The sequence below is a fragment of the Rhizobium sp. M1 genome, assembly GCF_002531805.1.
Taxonomy (GTDB): Bacteria; Pseudomonadota; Alphaproteobacteria; order Rhizobiales; family Rhizobiaceae; genus Rhizobium; species Rhizobium etli_C.
In genome coordinates, this window is record NZ_NWSW01000022.1 from 53,262 (window position 1) to 72,397 (window position 19,136).

General features: G+C 60.6%; 25 protein-coding genes. 17 read left to right on the plus strand and 8 right to left on the minus strand.

Annotated features, from left to right (window positions below; translation table 11 throughout):
• Positions 1-87: 87 nt before the first annotated feature.
• From CO655_RS21695 to CO655_RS21730, 10 genes are all read left to right on the plus strand, one after another.
• Positions 88-1,032, plus strand: coding sequence for an ABC transporter substrate-binding protein (locus CO655_RS21695; protein WP_097666497.1), 945 nt, complete (start codon positions 88-90; stop codon positions 1,030-1,032).
• Between the two features lie 71 nt (positions 1,033-1,103).
• Entirely contained in the window at positions 1,104-2,042 is a 939-nt protein-coding gene (locus tag CO655_RS21700; RefSeq protein WP_097666499.1) for an ABC transporter substrate-binding protein, read from the plus strand.
• A 16-nt stretch (positions 2,043-2,058) separates the two neighbouring features.
• A complete protein-coding gene (locus CO655_RS21705; protein ID WP_097666501.1) occupies positions 2,059-3,093 on the plus strand; it encodes an LLM class flavin-dependent oxidoreductase in 1,035 nt (344 codons plus the stop codon).
• A 64-nt stretch (positions 3,094-3,157) separates the two neighbouring features.
• Entirely contained in the window at positions 3,158-3,754 is a 597-nt protein-coding gene (locus tag CO655_RS21710; RefSeq protein WP_097666503.1) for a DsbA family protein, read from the plus strand.
• 108 nt (positions 3,755-3,862) lie between these two features.
• Entirely contained in the window at positions 3,863-4,423 is a 561-nt protein-coding gene (gene msuE, locus CO655_RS21715; RefSeq protein WP_097666505.1) for an FMN reductase, read from the plus strand.
• A gap of 34 nt (positions 4,424-4,457) precedes the next feature.
• Complete coding sequence (locus tag CO655_RS21720; RefSeq protein ID WP_064811799.1) at positions 4,458-4,646, plus strand: hypothetical protein; 189 nt, start codon at positions 4,458-4,460, stop codon at positions 4,644-4,646.
• 12 nt (positions 4,647-4,658) lie between these two features.
• Positions 4,659-4,823 carry a hypothetical protein gene (locus tag CO655_RS33920; RefSeq protein WP_176539284.1) on the plus strand — a complete coding sequence of 55 codons (165 nt, stop codon included), beginning with the start codon at positions 4,659-4,661 and terminating at the stop codon, positions 4,821-4,823.
• 12 nt (positions 4,824-4,835) lie between these two features.
• Positions 4,836-4,985, plus strand: coding sequence for a hypothetical protein (locus CO655_RS33925; RefSeq protein WP_176539285.1), 150 nt, complete (start codon positions 4,836-4,838; stop codon positions 4,983-4,985).
• The gene (locus CO655_RS21725) at positions 4,985-5,566 is read left to right on the plus strand and encodes an alpha/beta fold hydrolase (RefSeq protein ID WP_097666507.1); all 582 of its coding nucleotides are present in this window, start codon (positions 4,985-4,987) and stop codon (positions 5,564-5,566) included. Before CO655_RS33925 ends, CO655_RS21725 begins: the two co-directional genes overlap by 1 nt.
• A 170-nt stretch (positions 5,567-5,736) precedes the next feature.
• Positions 5,737-6,312, plus strand: a complete 576-nt coding sequence (locus CO655_RS21730; protein WP_097666642.1) for a shikimate kinase — start codon at positions 5,737-5,739, stop codon at positions 6,310-6,312.
• Between the two features lie 204 nt (positions 6,313-6,516).
• Here the strand turns inward: CO655_RS21730 and CO655_RS21735 are convergent, their stop codons facing one another.
• From CO655_RS21735 to tauA, 3 genes are read right to left on the minus strand one after another with little or no spacing between them, the layout of a single operon-like run.
• Positions 6,517-7,371, minus strand: a complete 855-nt coding sequence (locus CO655_RS21735; protein ID WP_097666509.1) for an ABC transporter permease subunit — start codon at positions 7,369-7,371, stop codon at positions 6,517-6,519.
• The gene (locus tag CO655_RS21740) at positions 7,368-8,156 is read right to left on the minus strand and encodes an ABC transporter ATP-binding protein (RefSeq protein ID WP_010030314.1); all 789 of its coding nucleotides are present in this window, start codon (positions 8,154-8,156) and stop codon (positions 7,368-7,370) included. Before CO655_RS21740 ends, CO655_RS21735 begins: the two co-directional genes overlap by 4 nt.
• A gap of 54 nt (positions 8,157-8,210) precedes the next feature.
• Positions 8,211-9,224: a taurine ABC transporter substrate-binding protein gene (tauA, locus tag CO655_RS21745; RefSeq protein WP_097666511.1), complete on the minus strand. Its 1,014-nt coding sequence runs from the start codon at positions 9,222-9,224 to the stop codon at positions 8,211-8,213.
• Positions 9,225-9,426: 202 nt separating this feature from the next.
• On the opposite strand from tauA, the gene CO655_RS21750 reads away from it, so the two are divergent.
• The 3 genes from CO655_RS21750 (at position 9,427) to CO655_RS21760 (ending at position 12,419) form a co-directional block, all read left to right on the plus strand.
• On the plus strand, positions 9,427-10,797 hold the full coding sequence (locus CO655_RS21750) for an FAD/NAD(P)-binding protein (protein ID WP_097666513.1): 1,371 nt from the start codon (positions 9,427-9,429) through the stop codon (positions 10,795-10,797).
• Between the two features lie 145 nt (positions 10,798-10,942).
• Positions 10,943-11,638 carry a GntR family transcriptional regulator gene (locus CO655_RS21755; RefSeq protein WP_097606171.1) on the plus strand — a complete coding sequence of 232 codons (696 nt, stop codon included), beginning with the start codon at positions 10,943-10,945 and terminating at the stop codon, positions 11,636-11,638.
• 313 nt (positions 11,639-11,951) lie between these two features.
• On the plus strand, positions 11,952-12,419 hold the full coding sequence (locus tag CO655_RS21760) for an NUDIX domain-containing protein (protein WP_097666644.1): 468 nt from the start codon (positions 11,952-11,954) through the stop codon (positions 12,417-12,419).
• 192 nt (positions 12,420-12,611) lie between these two features.
• Here the strand turns inward: CO655_RS21760 and CO655_RS21765 are convergent, their stop codons facing one another.
• From CO655_RS21765 to CO655_RS21785, 5 genes are all read right to left on the minus strand, one after another.
• Positions 12,612-13,223, minus strand: coding sequence for an ATP-dependent Clp protease proteolytic subunit (locus CO655_RS21765; protein ID WP_097666515.1), 612 nt, complete (start codon positions 13,221-13,223; stop codon positions 12,612-12,614).
• Positions 13,224-13,265: 42 nt separating this feature from the next.
• Positions 13,266-13,625, minus strand: coding sequence for an SRPBCC domain-containing protein (locus CO655_RS21770; protein ID WP_097666517.1), 360 nt, complete (start codon positions 13,623-13,625; stop codon positions 13,266-13,268).
• A complete protein-coding gene (locus tag CO655_RS21775) occupies positions 13,622-13,936 on the minus strand; it encodes a metalloregulator ArsR/SmtB family transcription factor (RefSeq protein WP_028759067.1) in 315 nt (104 codons plus the stop codon). Before CO655_RS21775 ends, CO655_RS21770 begins: the two co-directional genes overlap by 4 nt.
• A 221-nt stretch (positions 13,937-14,157) precedes the next feature.
• Positions 14,158-14,529 (minus strand): hypothetical protein, encoded by a 372-nt coding sequence (locus CO655_RS21780; RefSeq protein WP_097666519.1) that lies wholly within the window; start codon positions 14,527-14,529, stop codon positions 14,158-14,160.
• Positions 14,526-14,912 carry a hypothetical protein gene (locus CO655_RS21785; protein WP_245423871.1) on the minus strand — a complete coding sequence of 129 codons (387 nt, stop codon included), beginning with the start codon at positions 14,910-14,912 and terminating at the stop codon, positions 14,526-14,528. The genes CO655_RS21780 and CO655_RS21785 overlap by 4 nt, the downstream gene beginning before the upstream one ends.
• 790 nt (positions 14,913-15,702) lie before the next feature.
• Here CO655_RS21785 and CO655_RS21790 point away from each other — a divergent pair.
• From CO655_RS21790 to CO655_RS21805, 4 genes are read left to right on the plus strand one after another with little or no spacing between them, the layout of a single operon-like run.
• Positions 15,703-16,305 carry an amino acid synthesis family protein gene (locus CO655_RS21790; protein WP_097666523.1) on the plus strand — a complete coding sequence of 201 codons (603 nt, stop codon included), beginning with the start codon at positions 15,703-15,705 and terminating at the stop codon, positions 16,303-16,305.
• 12 nt (positions 16,306-16,317) lie between these two features.
• Positions 16,318-17,163, plus strand: coding sequence for an alpha/beta fold hydrolase (locus CO655_RS21795; RefSeq protein ID WP_097666525.1), 846 nt, complete (start codon positions 16,318-16,320; stop codon positions 17,161-17,163).
• Positions 17,160-18,095: a flavin reductase family protein gene (locus CO655_RS21800; protein WP_097666527.1), complete on the plus strand. Its 936-nt coding sequence runs from the start codon at positions 17,160-17,162 to the stop codon at positions 18,093-18,095. The genes CO655_RS21795 and CO655_RS21800 overlap by 4 nt, the downstream gene beginning before the upstream one ends.
• Positions 18,092-19,132, plus strand: a complete 1,041-nt coding sequence (locus tag CO655_RS21805) for an LLM class flavin-dependent oxidoreductase (protein ID WP_097666529.1) — start codon at positions 18,092-18,094, stop codon at positions 19,130-19,132. Before CO655_RS21800 ends, CO655_RS21805 begins: the two co-directional genes overlap by 4 nt.
• The last annotated feature ends 4 nt before the right edge of the window (positions 19,133-19,136 follow it).

The following is a 19,136-nucleotide window of genomic DNA, read 5'->3' on the forward strand; positions in this document are numbered from 1 at the left end:
ACAGCGCTGATGAAATGCCGGGCCGCGACGGGCTGCTCCGGTTGACTGACAAACAACCACAACCTGAAGACGAAATGGAGAAGGGGCATGGCATTTACAGATAGAGTAAGGCTTCTCATAGCGGGAGCCGTCGCCATTGGCGCGATCGGTTTCGGTTCCGCTCAGGCGCAGCAGAAGTTCGATCTCAGCCCCGAACAGCCGAACCGGCTGCGGGTGGAAAAGAACGAGAAGCGCATCGCTGAAATCAAGGACTTCAAGTTCGTCGAAAACGGCGTCTTCACCGTCGGCATCAGCTCGAGCGGCAATCTTCCGCTGCACGACTATGCCTCCGATTCCAAGACGGTCATCGGTTATGACGTCGATCTGGCGCAGGCGATTGCCGACAGCCTGGGTCTGAAGCTCAATCTCGTTTCCGTTGCCTGGGCCGATTGGCCGCTGGGGCTGACCTCCGGCAAGTTCGATGCGGTGATCTCGAACGTCACGGTGACGGAAGAGCGCAAGGAAAAGTTCGATTTCTCGACCTACCGCAAGGATGAGCTCGGTTTCTACGTCAGGGCCGACAACCCGATCACATCGATCAAGGTGCCAAAGGATATTGCCGGCCTGAAGGTCATCACCGATGCCGGAACCAACCAGGAGAAGATCCTGCTGGAGTGGGACCGGCAGAATGTCGCGGCCGGCCTCAAGCCGATCGAGGTGCAGTATTATGACGACGACGCGGTGAAGGATCTTGCCGTCCAGTCCGGCAGGGCCGACGCCGTCTTCAGCGTCAACGCCACCCAAGCCTATGCGGCGGGCATCAACGGCAAGACCAAACTCGTCGGCACCGTCAGCGGCGGCTGGCCGATCACGGCGGAGATCGCCGTCACCACGCGCAAGGGCAGCGGTCTGGCGGCGCCCGTCACCAATGTCGTCAACGACCTGATTGCCAGCGGCGCCTACAAGAAGATCCTCGACGCCTGGAATCTCGGCCCCGAGGCGATCGACAAGGCGCAGACCAACCCGCCCGGCCTGCCGAAGAGCGGTTCGTAATGTTTATGGGACGGCCGGCCGTTCGAGCAGGTCCGTCCCTGCCTTTCACTGCAAACGGAGACATATCGAACGTGGCGAGTTTTCTTGATATCCGCAGCTTTTTCTTCGCGGCGCTGACGGCAGCCTTGACTGGCCTCAGTGCCGCCCATGCGGCCGACGATTTCGACCTGAGCCCGCAGCAGCCGGGCAGGCTTCATGCCGCCAGGAACGATGCGGCGATCGCTGCAATCCCCGAGGATTTCAAGTTCGTCACGCCGGGCAAGTTCACCATCGCTGTCAGCCCCGGCGGCCCGCCGCTTGCGACTTACGCCACCGATGCCAAGACCGTGGTCGGCGCGGATCCCGATTATGCCTATGCCATCGCCGACAGCCTCGGCCTGACGTTGGAAATCGTCCCGGTCGCCTGGATCGACTGGCCGCTCGGCCTCACATCGGGCAAATATGATGCCGTCATCTCCAATGTCGGTGTTACCGAGCAGCGCAAGGAGAAGTTCGATTTCTCCACCTATCGACAGGGCCTGCACGGTGTCTTCGTGAAATCCGATAGTTCCATTACCTCGATCAAGGAGCCGAAGGACGCGGCGGGCCTGAGGATCATCGTCGGCGCCGGCACCAACCAGGAGCGTATCCTGGTCAAGTGGAACGAAGAGGACGTCGCCGCAGGCCTGAAGCCGATCGAACTGCAATATTACGACGACGAGGCTGCGAGCCTTCTCGCGCTGCGCTCCGGTCGGGCCGATGTCATCGTCCAGCCGCACGCACAGCTCGTCTTCATTGCGGCGCGCGACAAGAACATCAAGCGGGTGGGCACGCTGAGCGCCGGCTGGCCGGATCGTTCCGACGTCGCGATTACCACCCGCAAGGGAAGCGGGCTCGCCGATGCGCTGACCATCGCCACCAATGGCCTGATCAAGGATGGCACCTATGCCAGGATTCTCGCTCACTGGCACCTTTCCGAGGAAGCTCTGCCGTCATCCGAGACCAATCCGCCCGGCCTGCCGAAATATTGATTGCGGGAAGCAGGTCATGAGCGGCGGCAATATATCCATCAGCCATATCGGCTTCCTCACCCCCGGTAACTATTCCGATGACGATCCCTTGTCGGGATTGGAGCAGACGCTCCAGCAGCTGCATTATGGCGAGGCGCTCGGCTTCGACAGCGCCTGGGTCCGCCAGCGGCACCTGGAGCCGGGGATCTCGTCCGCCGCCGCCTTTCTGGCGGCGGCTACCCAGCGCACCAGCCGGATCGAGCTCGGAACGGCGGTCATTCCGATCGGTTATGAAAGTCCGTATCGGCTGGCCGAAGACCTTGCGACGGTCGATGTTCTCTCGCGCGGCCGGCTGAATATCGGCGTCAGCGCCGGCCGGCCGCTGCATGCCGAGCTGATCGGTCCGCTCGCCTTCGACGGCGATTGGACGCGTTACGATTTCTCGCATGATCGCGTGCTGCGCTTTGCCGACAATCTGCGCGGCGCCTATCTCGGCGACGACGAGACCTTCATCAAGACGCCCTTCGGCCCGCAGCGGCCGCGTCTGCAACCCTATGCCAAGGGCCTGATCGACCGGATCTGGTATGGCGGCGGGTCGCAGCGCTCGGCCGGCTGGGCCGGCCGCAACGGCTTCAATCTGTTGACCGGCAATGTGATAACGGGGGAGGGGACCGACGATTTCTTCATTGCTCAAGCTAGGCTGATCAAAACCTATCGCGATTCGGGAACGCAGCGCCGCGTTGCGCTCGGCCGCGTCATCGTGCCTTTCGACAGCGCCGATGCGGCAACGCGTCGCCGCTACCGCGATTATGCCGACGGCCGTCATGAACGGACGCTTTCGCCGCAGGGCGAGCGACGTACCTTGTTCGCCGGCGATATCGTCGGCACGTCGGACGAGATTCTGGAGCGGCTTTTCGCCGATCCGATTCTGCCCGAGGTCCGTGAGCTGCGGCTGGAGCTTCCTTACGAGTTCGAGCACGAGGAATATCGCCAGATCCTCCACGACTTCGCGACAAGAATCGCCCCGGAGCTCGGATGGAAAGCGCAGCCGGAAATTCGGGCCGCTTCCTGAAGGGCCGTCGGCAGACGGTACCCCATTCGGCACCAAACAACCATTTTACGAGGAACATTCGTCAGTGACCAAATCGGTGGAATATTTCTTTTCGATCGGCTCGCCCTGGTCCTATATCGGCTTCGACGCCTTTACCGAACTGGCGGCGAAGAACGACGTCGTCATCACGCCCTATCTGACGACGGTGGTCGAAGAGAATGGCGGCATCTTCTCGCGCAACCGCCCGGAGATCCGCCGCGCTTATTGGACGCGCGACCTCAAGCGCTGGGCGCGGGTGCGCGGCAAGGAATTGCGGCTGGAACATCGGCCGGAGCTCAGCGATCCGACGCCGGCGTCCCTCTTCGTGATCGCCGCCTATCTCGACGGGCAGGATTGGATTGGCGTTAGCAGAGCCCTGCAGCATGCTTTCTGGAGCGAGGCGAGGGATATCGGCAAGGCCGATGTTCGCGAGGCGATCGTGACAGCAGCAGGTTTCGATGGCGCGGCGCTTCTCAGGCGCCAAGCCGATGGTGACGTCCAGAACAAATGGTCGGCAGACCGCGTGCATGCGCGCGACAGCGGCGTCTTCGGTTTTCCCAGCTATGTCTATGACGGCGAGCTCTATTGGGGCCAGGACAATCTGCCCTTCCTCGAACGCCATCTGCGCGGCGACAGACCGTAAACTTCAAGACGAATGTTTTTTCAATCGAGCGGCGAAGGAGAGACGCACATTCCTTTAATCCAGTAATTTTATAGACAATATTTGAAGCAACCACAGAGAGGAAAAACCATGTCAGGTTTCAAACTCGTCGGCATTGCCGGCAGCTTCAACCGCCCATCGAAGACACTGGCGCTTGTCCGGCATGTCGCCGAACGCGCCAGCATCAGATACGGCTTTTCGAGCAAAACTTATGATCTGCACGATCTCGGTCCGTCGCTGGGTCGCGCCTTGTGGCGCAAGGACCTCGACGAGCAGGCCAGGCGTGTCGTCGACGAGATCGTAAGGGCCGATATGCTGATTATCGGTTCGCCGACTTACAAGGGCTCCTATCCCGGTCTTTTCAAGCACCTCATCGATCTGATCGACCCGCAGGAGCTCCGCGCGAAGCCGATCATCATTACGGCGACCGGCGGCGGCGACCGCCATGCCTTGATGGTCGAGCATCAGCTTCGGCCGCTGTTCGGTTTCTTCATGGCCCATACGCTACCGACGGCCGTCTATGCGTCCGACCGCGATTTTGCGGATTACGCGGTTTCATCCGATGCGCTTTCGAACCGCATAGGTGAAGTGGTCGGCGAATTGTCGGCCTTCTTTCCAGAGGCAAGACCGGCAGTAGCGGCGGCCGAATAAGGCGCGTCACGAGCTTCATTCTCAGGAGGCAGCGATGGATGATGCAGGCCCGCAGGGATCAAGCGAGCAAATCTGGAGCGTCTTTGAATTTGCTCGCCGATATCGGCTGGCCAAGCGCGAAGAGAACCGCCTGCTGATGCTCTACGGGCCGACCGCATCGCTGCGCGATCTTCTCGCCAATGCGCAACGTCATTCGTTGATTTCTCAACCGACCAGTTCCTGACAGGAGGTTCGCATGAAGCTTGATTTCCATTTCTGGCTGAAGTTTGCGATCGGCCGCTTCCGGCGCAACACGCAGAGGCCTGCAAACGCACTGGTCAACAGGGTCGAGGAGCAGGACCGGTCGGCGCGCGAATACGAGCTCCATTATTGGGGCGCGACGCCCGGACTTTGGTATTGAGGAGGATGTGGGATGGCGATCGTCGTTGAGACCGGCTTCCGTCGGCACGACACCAGGAGAGCAACGGGAGGCGTCATGTCGCAGTTCAGGCATGCGGCGGGGATCTGCACGATCGCCGGTTCCTTCTCCTTCCTGTTCGCCTTGGTGATCGGACTGATCTGATGAGCGAAGTCCTCATTCTTCCCGGATTGTTCGGCTCGGGTGAGGGGCATTGGCAAGAGCACTGGCTGCAGGATCAGCCGGGTAGCCGGCGCGTCGCCCAGGACGACTGGGATCATCCGGACCTCGACAGCTGGCTGCCGCGATTGGAAGGCGCGCTTGAAGAGGCCGGTGAGGCCTACTTGGTCGCCCATAGTCTCGGATGCCTGCTCGCCGCCCGGCTGGCCGGTCGAAGCGCTGCCCGTCGCGTGAAAGGGGCATTGCTGGTTGCTCCATGCGATCTGGCGGCCACGGAAATTCTGCATCCCGGGCATATTGCGTTCGGCAGCATGCCGACGGCGCCGCTGCCATTTCCGAGCATTGTCGTCGGCAGCATGAATGACGTTTACATGACGGTCGATCGGCTGGCGCTGTTTGGCCGCCTATGGAACGCCGAGACCAGGAATATCGGCCTTGCCGGGCACATCAATATCGCCAGCGGTTTTGGTCGCTGGCGAACCGGCTATCGGCTGCTGGATGCCTTGAAGACGCGCACTGGTCATCGAAGGCGCAGCATTTCCGCGCGGCCGGCCTTTGCGATGTGAATGGAAGCGGAATGTCCGATATCGTCCATGATCTCCTTCGCCTCGGCGATGATCCGAAGGCCGACCCGAGAAGCCGCGATGCTGATCCGCTGCCTGCAGCGGTGCCGGGCCGATGCGGCCGAGCAAATCAATAGATAGCCGTTTCCTGGGGTTGTCAGGGTGCCATGAACATGTCTCTCAATTCTCAGCCGGAAGCGGCTCTGCTCGCTGCCCTGGGTGGGCGCTGTATTGTGCTCATCGGCATGATGGGCTCGGGCAAGACGTCGGTCGGCCGGCCGCTGGCGGCGTGTCTCGGGCTCGATTTTGCCGACGCCGACACCGAAATCGAAACGGCGCACGCTATGACGATCCCGGAAATCTTTGCCCGGCACGGCGAGCCCTATTTCCGCGAGGGCGAGCGACGAGTGCTCGCGCGGCTTCTGGCCCAAGGGCCGAAAGTGGTGGCGACCGGGGGCGGCGCCTTCATGAATGCCGCGACCCGTGCGCGGATCGCGGAGCAGGGGGTGTCGATCTGGCTGAAAGCCGATCTCGACGTATTGATCCGCCGCGTGCGCCGGCGGGCCAACCGGCCGCTGCTGCAAACGCCCGATTCCGAAGGCGCCCTGCGCAAATTGATCGATGACCGTTACCCAACTTATGCTCTGGCCGACGTGACGGTGGCGTCCGACGATGGCCCGCACGAAAAGGTCGCGGCGGAAGCGGTGCAGGCTTTGATGTCCTATTTGAACGTCCACCCTGTACCGTAGGCCCGTGCCGTGGTCTTTTGGGTCGGCCCGAAGGGTGAGCGCGTTTCCTGCCAATTGCCATTGGAAATGGTGGCGCGTACTTGCGAGAGCTTACGGATACATGGCCGTCCGCGATCGCAATTTATGCCGGCGTCAGGAGCTCGTCGCAGCCAAGCTCCTGACAATAAATGGCGTGAATGGCTGAAATCCGTTCAGCTCCCCTTGTCAGAGCTTGCCTTTCCAGGGCACGAGGAACGCCTCCAGGAAGCGGATGGCCGCCGAGAAAGTGAAAGCGCAGATCGCGATGATGCCGATGCCGACGAAGACGACGTCGGTTGCCAGGAACTGCGATGCCGACATGATCATGAAACCGATCCCGCGCGTCGAGGCGATCAATTCGGCCGCGACCAGCGTGCCCCAGCCGACGCCGAGGGCAATGCGGATGCCGGTGAGGATTTCGGGCAGGGCGGAGGGCAGGACGATATCGATGAACAGCTGCAGCCGGCTCGCGCCCAGCGAACGGGCGGCGTTGACGCGCTCGATCGGCAGCGAACGGACGCCCGCCTGGGCCGAGAGGCAGATCGGCGCGAACATCGCCAGCACCAGCAGCGTGATCTTCGACGTCTCGCCGATGCCGAGCCAGATGATCATCAGCGGCAGGTAGGAGAGGGGCGGAAGCGGCCAGTAGAACTCGATCGGCGCATCGAGCACGCCTTTCGCCCAGCGGTTCAGACCCATCAGCAGTCCGAGCGGAATGCCGGCGGAGATGGCGATGAGCGCTGCGACGACGATGCGGAACAGGCTCGCAAGGATATGTTCGGACAGCGACGCGCCGGCATAACCGTCGCGATAGACGAGGCCGATCTGCGTCAGCACCTCGTCCGGACGCGGCAGGAACAGGTGCGGCACGACACCCAGCGCGGAGACGAGCCACCACAGCAGCAATATCGCCAGGGCGGTGGCAACGCTGATCGCCACCGTCGATTTCTCGCCGGCGCCGAAGCTCGCCATCTTCACCAGTTTGACTTGGCGGTTCTCTCTCTGCGCCGCAACCGGCGATGTCTGCGTTATATCGCTCATGCGGCGCTCCTCAAATCTTCGCTGCTGTGGAGAATGGCGCGGATCTCCTCACGCAGCTCGGCAAATTGCGGCGACGCCTTGATCGATCGGGCGTCGCCGGTCTCGGCGAAGCGACGGATGAAATCGAGATCGAAGCGGGCGACGACGCGCCCCGGCCGCGGCGACATGACCAGGACCTGCGTACCGAGAAACAGCGCCTCTTCGATCGAATGGGTGATGAAGAAAATCTTCTTCGCCGTCTTGTTCCAGACGGAAACCAACAGTTCCTGCATCTGCTCGCGGGTCAGGCTGTCGAGCGCGCCGAACGGCTCGTCCATGAGCAGAATATCCGGATTGGTCGCAAGAGCCCGGGCGATGCCGACCCGCTGGCGCATACCGCCCGACAGCTCGTAGGGAAAGGCATTGGCGAATTCGTCGAGACCGACGAGCCGGAGCAGTTCGAGCGCGCGCGCTTGCCGCTCCTTGCGGTTGACGCCGGCAAATTTCAGGCCGAGCGCGACATTGTCGGCCACCGATTTCCAGGGCAGCAGCGCATCTTTCTGAAAGACGACGCCGCGATCGGCGCCCGGCCGTTCGACCGCGCGGCCATCGAGCGTGATCCGGCCATCCGACAGCGGGAGAAAACCGGCAATCGCGTTGAGAAGAGTTGATTTCCCGCATCCCGAGGCGCCGAGCGCGACGACGAACCCCCGTTCGGGAATATCGAAGGAAACGCGATCGAGCGCATGGACGGTTCGCCCGTCGCGGGCTGCGAAGAAAACGCTGGCGTGATCGACTTTAAGCATGGTGCCGCTCGCAGGTTCGATGCCGGCGCGACAGCGCGCCGGCCTCAGGGAGGATCAGTTGCTAACGGCAGTAAGCGCGTCTGCAGTGACGAAGGCGCCGTAATTTTCCAGCACGCCGGAGACCTTGCCCTGTTCCTTCAGGAACGATGCCGTGTCCTTGAGGATCTTGCCGGCGCCCGCCTTTTCGCCGCCGCCAAGCCAGGCGTCCGACGCCTGGACCTCGGGCCTCAGCAGCGTCAGGTTCTTGAGCGCCGAGGCCTGCTGCTCCGGCGTTCCGCCGAGAAGCTTGGCGAGCGACTTGGCGTTATCGCTGTCGGAACCCCAGGCGGCTTTGTCCGATGCGAAGGAAGCGTAGTATTTGTTGATGACCGAGGCGAAGCCCTTCAGGAATTCCGGGTTGTCGGCGGCAAATTTCGAGGTTGCCACCCAGGCCGAGAATGTCGGCGCACCCTTGTCCGCGACGTCCTTGGAGGTCACCAGAACCTTTCCGTTCTTCTTGAGTTCGGTCAGCGCCGGATCCCAGACGAAGCCGCCATCGATATCACCGCGGTTATAGCTCGCAACGATCTCAGGCTGCGGGATTGCAAAGACCTGGACGTCCTTCTCGGTCAGGCCGAGCGATTTGATCAGCGCCAGAAGCTGATAGTGGTCCGTGGAAACAGGCGCGGCGGCAAGCTTCTTGCCCTTCAGATCGTTCAGGCTTTCGATGCCCGAGCCGTTGCGGACGACCAGAGCCTCGTCGATGCCGGAGATGGATGCGAGGTAAAACGCCTTGACCTCGAGCCCGCGCGAGACCGCAGCCGCAAACGGGCTGGAGCCGACATAACCGACCTGGACGTCGCCGGAGGCGATGGCCGCAAAGATCTCGGCGCCTGAATTGAACCTGCGGAAATCGATGTCGTATCCGGTATCCCTGGCGAATTCGCCGTTGGCGATCGCCACCGACGACGGCAAGGCATCGGTTTGATAGCCGACGACGACCTTCTTGTCCGCCGCCTCAGCGGCGATTGCCGTTGTAAGAGTGCCGACGCCCAAGGCAATCGCGGCAACCAAATTCTTGAAATTCATCCTGAGCCCCTTTGTTTGCGGGCCACTCGGCCCCTTGATCTCACCTTCAAAAGGGTAATCGTCGAGAAGGGGCTGGCGGGAGAAATAACAAACTATATTTATAGACTATAGAGATAATTGTTTTCGTGATTCTGCCGCTTGAGTGATCCCCGGGTCGGGGTGCGACAAGAGCCAGCGTTTCGGAGCTTCAGGGGAGAATGCGTTGATATACGATGTGATCGTCGTCGGTTCCGGTTTTTCAGCGATCGCTGTGACCTGCAATCTCATCGAGCAGCTTCCCGCTTCGGCGAAGGTTGCCGTCGTCGGCGACGATCCCGGTTTCGGGCGCGGAACGGCATATAGGACGGAGCTCTATCTCCATCGGCTCAACGTTCCCGCCGGGCGCATGAGCCTGCTGCCGCATCATCCCGATGACTTCGTCGACTGGCTGAAACGTCATGGGCGGCTGATGCAGGCCGGCGATTTCGCCTCGCGCAGCGATTACGGGCTTTATGTCAGGGATACGCTTGCGCGGCTGCTGCGCAAGCGGGAGGGACGCTGCCGGGTCGATTTCATCAAGGCCAAGGCGACAGGATGTGTGGAGCGTTTCACGAGCACGCTCGCCTTCCACCTCGGCAATGGCGACGAGATCGCCGGGAAGAATGTGGTGCTCTGTCTTGGCGTCGGAAACGCGAACCTTCCGGTCGATCCGGCTGGCGCCCCGCCATTTTTGCGATCGCGGATCGTCGAGAACCCGTGGCGGCTCTCCTGGCTGAGGCGCGTCGGACCGTCCGATAGGGTTTGTATTCTCGGCTCCGGTCTGACGATGATCGATCAGGTTCTCGCGCTTCGGGCCCATGGTCATAGAGGCAGGATCGACGTGCTTTCGCGGCGCGGCTTGGCGCCGCTCGGACATGCAAGGACGCCGCCGGCGCCTCTGCCGATCGACGTTCACACGCTTCCCGCCACGATCAGCGGCCTGTTGAAGATCTTGCGGGAAAAGAGCAGGGAGGTCGCCGACTGGCGGAGCGTGATGGACGGCCTGAGGCCGGTGACGCAGGCTCTCTGGCAACGGCTTTCGAACGAGGAGCGGGCACGATTCCTGCGCCATGCGCTTCCCTGGTGGAATATCCACCGGCACCGGGTCGCGCCCGACGTGTTCGCCGGGTTCGAGAAATTGGTCTCGGACGGAACCGTTCGCTTTCACGCGGGCTTCCTGAGATCGCTCCAGGCCAGGGAAGGCAGGCTCGTTGCTGGCTACAGGATCAGGGCCAAGCGTGAGATCGCCGAGATCAAGGCGGACTGGCTGGTCAACTGCACGGGAATGGAACGCGCCGGGATCAGCCATTCGCCGCTTCTGAAGGAAATGAGCCGGTTTCAGCTGATCGTTCCCGATCCGCTTGGCCTCGGCATTCAGGTGGATGCGGCTTCCGAGGTGACTGCTCCGTCCCGGAGCTCGCCCGCGCGGCTGTTTGCCGTCGGCGCCTTGACGGCGGGACAATTCTGGGAGATCACCGCCGTCCCTGACATCCGGCTGCAGGCGAAGGCGGTGGCCGAAGAGATCGTCAGGGCGAGACCCAATTCCGACGAATAGACCGCCAATCTCGGGATCGGCACGGTGCTGTTGAATTGCCGGCCGCCGACAGCTACAGTATTTGGTAGGCCATAATACGATTCCTGAATTCGGCTGCCGCAGCAAAGCTTGAGCCTGCGAAGTCAATCCAACACTGAGGTACGGTATGAGCGGTGCTCTGAAGGACGCAGCAATCAGGGTCGAGCGTCCTGCGAAGACATTGCGGGAACTGGCGCTCGACAAGGTCCGCGAGGCCATTGTCAACGGATACTTCCGTCCCGGAGACCGGCTTGTCGAGCGCGACCTCTGCGCCCAGCTCGGCGTCAGCCGGACGGTGGTGCGCGAGGTTCTGAGACATCTGGAATCGGAAGGGCTCGTTGCCAATCTGCCGAACAAGGGACCGATCGTCGCCCAGCTGGATATCGAGGAAGCCAAGCAGATCTATGAAATCCGCGGCGCGCTCGAAGGCATGGCGGCGCGGCTCTGCGCAGAACGCGGCAGCCCCGAGATCGTCGCCGCGCTCGATGAATCCCTGACCGCAATCCGCAACAGCTATCGCGACCACGATATGGCCGGCGTGCTGGCCAATACCTCTTCCTTCTATCAAACGCTGTTCACCATGGTCGACAGGCATGTCGCCTGGGGCGTCGTCAACCTCCTCACCGTGCGCATCAACCATCTGCGCTCGATGACGATCAAGACGGAACGGCGCGGTATCGAAGGGCCGTTGCAGATGTCGAAGATCGTCGATGCCATCCGCCGCGGCGACGGCGAGGGAGCCCAACAGGCGGCGATGGATCATGTCGCGGCGGCGAGTGCCATTGCCGAAGCGGTGCTGTCCGCTCAGAAGCCCGCCGAATAGGTCAGGGCGTCGACCGCTGCGGTCTTCGCAGGAGACGGTAGCGAGGCCGTCTGCCGCATCGCCATTTGTCGATGCCTGTCCGGTATTCGCGATCACGTTCCGCCGACGAGGCCCTGAACATTAAAGGGGCACCGATATACGGTAGGCCCAACATGGGGAGAACGGGATAGCTCGGCCGGCTCGTCGGGGCCGAAGGCGAATTGCGAAATAACGAAGAGCGGCTGCTCAATCGGACGAAGGCAAAGTTCTGGTCCTCGTGAAGCAGAACGACCTGGCTCGCCAATTCATTAAAATATCGGTCAGGAGGATAAAGTTGAAACGTGAAATCCCCATCAGATCCTTTGCCATTTCCCTGTTCATTTTGAGGCCCCGAGACGATACTTTTGAACTCCTTCTTTTGCGCCGGACCGGTAGCACCCTCAGTGGGGAATGGTGCCAGATCGCTGGTGGCATCGAGCACGGAGAAACGGCTTGGCAGGCTGCCCTTCGGGAAGCGAAGGAGGAAACAGGCCTCGCGCTGAAAGCACTCTATTCCGCTGATATTTGCGAGCAGTTTTATGAGGTCGATCGAGATGCAATCACGCTGACGCCGGTGTTTGTCGCCTTTGCACCGACGGATTGCACGGTACGGCTCAACGACGAACACGATGATTTTCGCTGGCTGTCCTTGGATAAGGCGGCCGCCTTGCTGCGGTTTGCCGGACAGCGGGCCACTCTCGAGCATATCAAGAAAGAGTTCGTTGACCGGCAACCGAACCCGTTGCTGCATATCCAAACCTGAGAACTCCATCTGCGGAACAGCAGCCCCTGTCAGCTGCCGTATATCTGTGCCCCTTAGAGCGGGATGGTTTTAGGTGGACCTAGCTGTTTAGTCCCGGCATTTGATGGCGCAATATTTTCGGTTCTGTGCAGCTTTGCGCGTCGCAAAACTCAGGCGCAAAATTCCAGCTTTTGTTGGGATTTCCGCGACAGGTTATAGGCTGTCCGTGTCTTCCCGAACCGTTAGAATGCGGTCGATAAGACCCCATTCCAATGCTTCTTCCGCCGTCATGAAACGGTCGCGATCCATCCCACGCTCAAAGTCTTCATAGGAGCGTCCGCAATGCTCCGCGTAGAGCCGCGTCATGCGCTGCTTGGTCTTGAGGATTTCTTCGGCGTGAATCAGCATGTCCGAAGCCTGCCCTTGGAAGCCACCGGAGGGCTGGTGAATGAGGATACTGGCGTTGGGCAATGCAGCTCTTTCGCCGGCCTCGCCTGCCATCAGCAGGAACGATCCCATTGACCGGGCTGTCCCCATGCAAAGCGTATGAACCGGCGCGCGGATAAAGCGCATGGTGTCATACATGGCGAGGCCGCTGGTCACGACGCCGCCCGGCGAATTGATGTAAAGATTGATCGGCTTCTTTGGATTCTCGGCCTCAAGAAACAGCAATTGCGCGCAGACCAGAGCGGAAACGGTATCGTTAACCTCGCCGTTGAGGAAAATGATGCGTTCGCGCAGAAGACGGGAGTAAATGTCAAAAGACCTCTCCCCTCTGCTGGATTGTTCTATGACCATAGGGACGAGTTGCATCGCTTCGCGCATCGGCGAACTCCAATCTTCCAGAATTTAAGGGAGCTTGCTGCGTTAGGCGGCGAGCATGAGGGGCGGACTGTTGCTGTTCGCGGCCGCTTTCGCCGTCCGGTCAAGCCTCGCGTCGGTCAGTTCGTGGATAATGCGCAGGCGGGTGCCGCCGGTCGCGTTCGGGACGATCGTGAACGTCACCGTGCTTTCAAGGAAAGGTGGAGCGTCGTCGCGCAGGCTATAACGGACTTCCTTGCCAGGTGTGATAGCGGCCGGTTCGGGATCGGCTAAAGCGTCTTTTGGCAACCAGCTTTCCCGAAATTCGGGGATGCTGATTGCACGCCAGACCTTTTGCGGCGGTTCATCCAGATCGAATTCCAGCTCGATGCCGTCTTTCTGCTCGGTGGCCTTTCCGTCGTTCATTGGTCCATATCCTTCAGCAAGACCTTGAGAGCTTCGATGCGGGCAGGCCAGTAGGCACGATATTTCGCCAACCATTGTGCGATGAGAGCCAGTCCCTCCGGATCGACTTCATAATTCACAAAACGCCCCTGCCGTTCTTCCCTCACGAGCTTTGCGCTCCGCAAAACCGAGAGGTGTTGCGACATTGCCGGCTGACTGATCTCCATGCCCGCGCGCAAGGCGCTGGCGTTCATTCCGCCCGCCGCCAGTTTCTCGAAGATCGCGCGGCGGGTCGGGTCGGCCAAGGCTCGGAAAATGTCATTCTCGATCATGCAGACACATAAGCACAGACTTATGCGATTCGCAAGTCTGCTTCGCAACGGGCTTTCCGTTGTCCCGCAACTCCTGACTTTTCACTAGAAATATCGCGAGCTGAAATCGCACTCAAATTCGTGTCGCAAATGCCGGTCGTAAAATTCCGCCTGAAGCGGGTGTCTTTTGCGACAGCGTTTTGCCCCCGGCGTCACTCCGCTGCGGTATTGCGAGGGTGGCCTCATCCCTGTTCGAGGAATTGCTCGATCTTCTCCCACTCTTGCTCGATATGGCGTCGACGCATCAACCATTTCAGCCATGACAGAAGAGGAAGAGGTCGCCGCGACAGTGATTTGAGCATTATGGTTTGGACATCGTTCTCGCTCCAACCGGCCCATTCTCCTGCAACGGACCAGAGGTTTGATGCAAATGCCGGGGCCACCTCGTCCTCCAGGATCGATCGGAGTTCCGCGAGGGAGTATCCGGATATGTCGAGCGTCTTGGCGATCCGATGATAGTCCCTTGCCTGTAATTCGGTGTCGAGGAACACGTCCGACAGCGCGTGCCAAACCGGCAACCTTCTCTGCACATCGAGCGAGGCAATTTGCGTCAAAGGCCAGGCGACTCCTGCCAGGTTGCAAGGCGCGCGAGCAGGCCGGCTTTAACGCTCTCCGAGGCAAAGCTCGCTTCGATCGATGTGCGCGCCACGTCGCGAATGGCGGATTTGTCCCAAGAAAAAGCGCTGGCGACACGGGCATATTCGAGAGGCAGATTGGTACCCATCAGGCTCGGATCGTCCGTGTTTATCGAAACCCGGACACCCGCTCGAACAAGCCGATCGATCGGGTGCTCTGCGATCGAAGGAAAGACCTTCAAGTTGATATTCGACGTGGGGCAGACGCCGATCGGAACCTGCCTTTCAACAAGCAGTTCAACGGTCGCATCGTCGGCGATTGCGCGAACGCCATGGTCGATGCGGAACGAGGGTTTCGACATTGAAGCACCCTTCAAGATGCACGTGGATTTCCGCTTTCGGCAATGCGCGGAAGAGTTCCGGATTGATTGACGACACAGCTTTTCTCTCTCCCGACCCTGCGGTCATAGTCCTTCCGGGACACATACGCATTCATTGCGAAAGGACGTGGTATTTATCCAAAATTACCTGTCTCCAGGCGGTAGGCGGCGAAGCCCAAAAAAGCGGCCAACACAATGCCGAAGATCACGACCTGACGGAGCATCCGCATGCGTTTTTCCCGTGGTGACACTCTCATCCTCCCCAGACGAAAAATCAGTGATCAGAGCTCGATAAGCGCCCGTCGACAAATGAGTCAAGCGGTATCGAGGTCCCTTGCGGAGCAAGGACATTGAACGAGCAGCCGCAACCTTCACGGCAGGAACTGTCAGAAGTGCATCCACATACCGGCCGAATGCCAGACGGCATTCGGGCTCATGATCCGCGCAATTCACGAGAATCCATACTCCCTGCTTGACACTCAACTTTTCTCAATGTGATGGTATGCCATAATAAATAATATATGAGGCGGTATCATATGAACTGGGATGGCTGTGGCGTCTCTGTCGTCGGGAACCTGTGCCCTGCCGGGGAAGTCTCGGATTCGGCCAACATTGACAGCGGCGGATCCGCGGTGATCGCAGTCAACTGACAAGCCGTTGTTTTGAATAAATATTTTTTGGATTCATCTAAATCTTCGTCTTCGCAGGGAACGAACTTGACACTCATATATTATGGTATACCATAATATGAAACTGAGAAATGAGGTGTTCGATGGCCATTCAAATTCGCAAGACGGGACTGCAAATCGAAACGACGCTGATCGAGGGCGGGAAGGCCGCGGCGGTGCCGCTGAAGCTGTTTACTGCCTTCGCGGTGGTGAAGAACCCTTGGGCGGGCCGCGGCTTTGTCGAAGACCTCAAGCCTGAGATTCACGCCGGCGCTCCGGTTCTCGGTGAGTTGCTGACCAAGATGATCATCGATGCGGTGGGTTCCGGTGACGCTGTCGAAGCCTATGGCAAGGCTGCCGTCGTCGGCCTGGACGGTGAAATCGAGCATGCGTCGGCGCTCATTCACACGTTGCGCTTCGGCAATTTTTATCGCCATGCCGTCGGCGCCAAGTCCTATCTTGCCTTCTGCAACACCCGCGGCCCCGCCAATGCGCCGATCATGATCCCGCTGATGGACAAGAACGACGAAGGCCGTCGTTCGCACTACCTGACCATCCAGACCTCGATCCCCGACGCGCCTGCCGCCGACGAGATCGTCGTGGCTCTTGGCGCTTCGGTGGGCGGGCGTCCGCATCACCGCATCGGCGACCGCTATCAGGATCTGAAAGATCTTGGGCAGGACGTCGCCAATCCTGCGGGCGTTTGAAAGGGCTCTGACATGCTGACAGCCGGATCGATCTCAGGCGCCGCTGCAGCAAAGAGCGCCGCCGGTGACTTGCCCCGAAAGAAGACGGCAAGCGGAACAGCCTATCACGAGGCCGGCAGCGGCGAGCCGCTGGTTCTCATTCACGGCGTCGGCATGCGGCTCGAGGCCTGGGCGCCGCAGATCGCCTTTCTGTCGGCCGGCCATCGCGTCATCGCCGTCGACATGCCGGGACATGGCGAGAGCGTAAAACTGCCGGCGGGCAGCCGCCTCGAGGAGTTCGTCACCTGGTTCGGGCGCTTTCTCGACGAGATGGCGATCGAGACTGTCAATGTTGCCGGTCACTCGATGGGTGCGCTGGTATCGGGAGGAGCGGCGGCAACGTTCGGCGAACGGATCAGCCGTGTCGCCTACCTCAACGGCGTCTACAGGCGTGACCCCGATGCAAAGGCTGCCGTGCTCGCACGGGCCGCGGCCATCCCGGTGACGGGCGTGGACAAGGAAGGTCCCCTGGCGCGCTGGTTCGGCGATGATCCCGATAGCATCGTTGCCCGTGAACTGACACGGAAATGGCTGAGCCTCGTCGATCCGGAGGGCTATGCGGTCGCTTACGCCGCCTTTGCCGGCGGAGACGAGACCTATGCCGATCGCTGGAAAGACGTGGCTGGTCCGGCCCTGTTCCTGACGGGGTCCGATGATCCGAATTCCACGCCTCTGATGGCGGAGCAGATGGCGGCGCTTGCGCCCAAGGGCTGGGTCCGCATCGTTGAAGGCCATCGACACATGGTGAACCTGACCGCGCCTGATATCGTCAATTCGCTGCTCGCCGAGTGGCTGTCGTTCGGGGAGGATGAACGATGACAATCCAGACTGTCGATCCAAGAGCATTGCGAGATGCATTCGGAGCTTTTCCGACCGGCGTGACCGTCGTCACCGCCTGCGACGGGGAAGGAAATCCGATCGGCTTCACCGCGAACTCCTTCACATCGGTCTCGCTCAATCCACCCTTGCTCCTCGTTTGCCTTGCCAAGACGTCGCGCAACTTCGCCACCATGACCGGTACGCCGCATTTCGCCATCAACGTGCTGTCGGAAACGCAGAAGGACGTGTCCAACACTTTTGCGCGGCCGGTCGAAGATAGATTTGCAGCGGTCGAATGGGCCAAGGGATCGGCCGGCTGCCCGATCTTCTCGAATGTCGCCGCCTGGTTCGAATGCGCCATGGAACAGGTCGTCGAGGCCGGCGACCATGTCATTCTGATGGGCCGCATCGAATCCTTCGACAATAGCGGCCGCAACGGTCTCGGTTATGCGCGCGGCGGCTATTTCACCCCGACGCTTGCAAGCAAGGCGGTTTCCGCCGCGGCCGAAGGCAATATCGAGCTTGCCGCCGTCGTCGAACGCCGCGGCGAGGTTCTGCTACTGGGCGAGGATGTGCTTTCCCTGCCGAGCATCGACGCCTATGACGGCAACCCGACCGAAGCGCTGCAAAAATACCTGGAGACGCTCACCGGGCTGTCGGTCAGCATCGGTTTTCTCTACTCGGTCTACGAGGGAAAGAGCGACGGCAAGCAGCACATCGTCTATCACGCCGTTGCCGGGGACGGCGAGCCTGCCGGCGGCAGGTTCGTAAAGCCCGACGCATTGGCCGCGGCAAAGTTCAAGACCAGTTCGACCGCCGACATCGTCAACCGCTTCGCGATGGAAAGCTCGATCGGCAATTTCGGCGTCTATTTCGGTGACGAGACCGGCGGCAAAATTCATCCCATTCCAGCCAAGGGCGCAAAAGCATGAAGTTCTCCCTCTTCGTCCATATGGAACGGCTCGACGCCGGCCAGAGCCATAAGAGCCTCTATGAGGAATTCGTCGCGCTCTGCGAGATCGCCGACAAGGGCGGCATGCATGCGATCTGGACGGGTGAGCATCACGGCATGGATTTCACCATTGCCCCCAATCCGTTCGTGACCATTGCCGATCTGGCGCGCCGCACATCGCGGGCAAGGCTCGGAACGGGGACGGTGATCGCCCCCTTCTGGCATCCGATCAAGCTTGCCGGCGAAGCGGCGATGACCGACATCATCTGCGACGGAAGGCTCGACATCGGTATCGCCCGCGGCGCCTATTCCTTTGAATACGAGCGCCTGCTGCCGGGTCTCGATGCCTGGGGCGCCGGTCAGCGCATGCGCGAGCTCATTCCGGCGGTCAAGGGCATATGGAAGGGCGACTACGCCCATGACGGCGAGTTCTTCAAGTTTCCCGCGACGACCTCGGCGCCGAAACCGCTGCAGCAGCCGAACCCGCCGATCTGGGTTGCGGCGCGCGACCCGAACTCGCATGAATTTGCCGTCGCCAATGGCTGCAACGTTCAGGTCACGCCGCTCTGGCAGGGCGATGACGAGGTCCAGTCGCTGATGGACCGCTTCAACGATGCCTGCGCCAAGAACCCCGATATCGAGCGGCCGAAGATCATGCTGCTGCGCCACACCTATGTCGGCTCGTCAGAAGAAGACGTCGCCCAGGCGGCCCATGAACTCAGCGTCTACTACAACTACTTCTTCGCCTGGTTCAAGAACGAGAAGCCGATTACCCAAGGCCTGATCGAGCGGATTCCCGACGAGCAGGTCCGCGCAAATGCGATGCTTTCGGATCAGGTCATGCGCACCAACAATGTCGTTGGAGACGCCGAGACCGTCATCGGTCGGCTCAAGGCCTATGAAGCGCTCGGTTATGACGAATATTCCTTCTGGATCGACACCGGCATGAGTTTCGAGCGCAAGAAAGCTTCGCTCGAGCGCTTCATCGCCGAAGTCATGCCGGCATTTCAGGAGTAAGGCC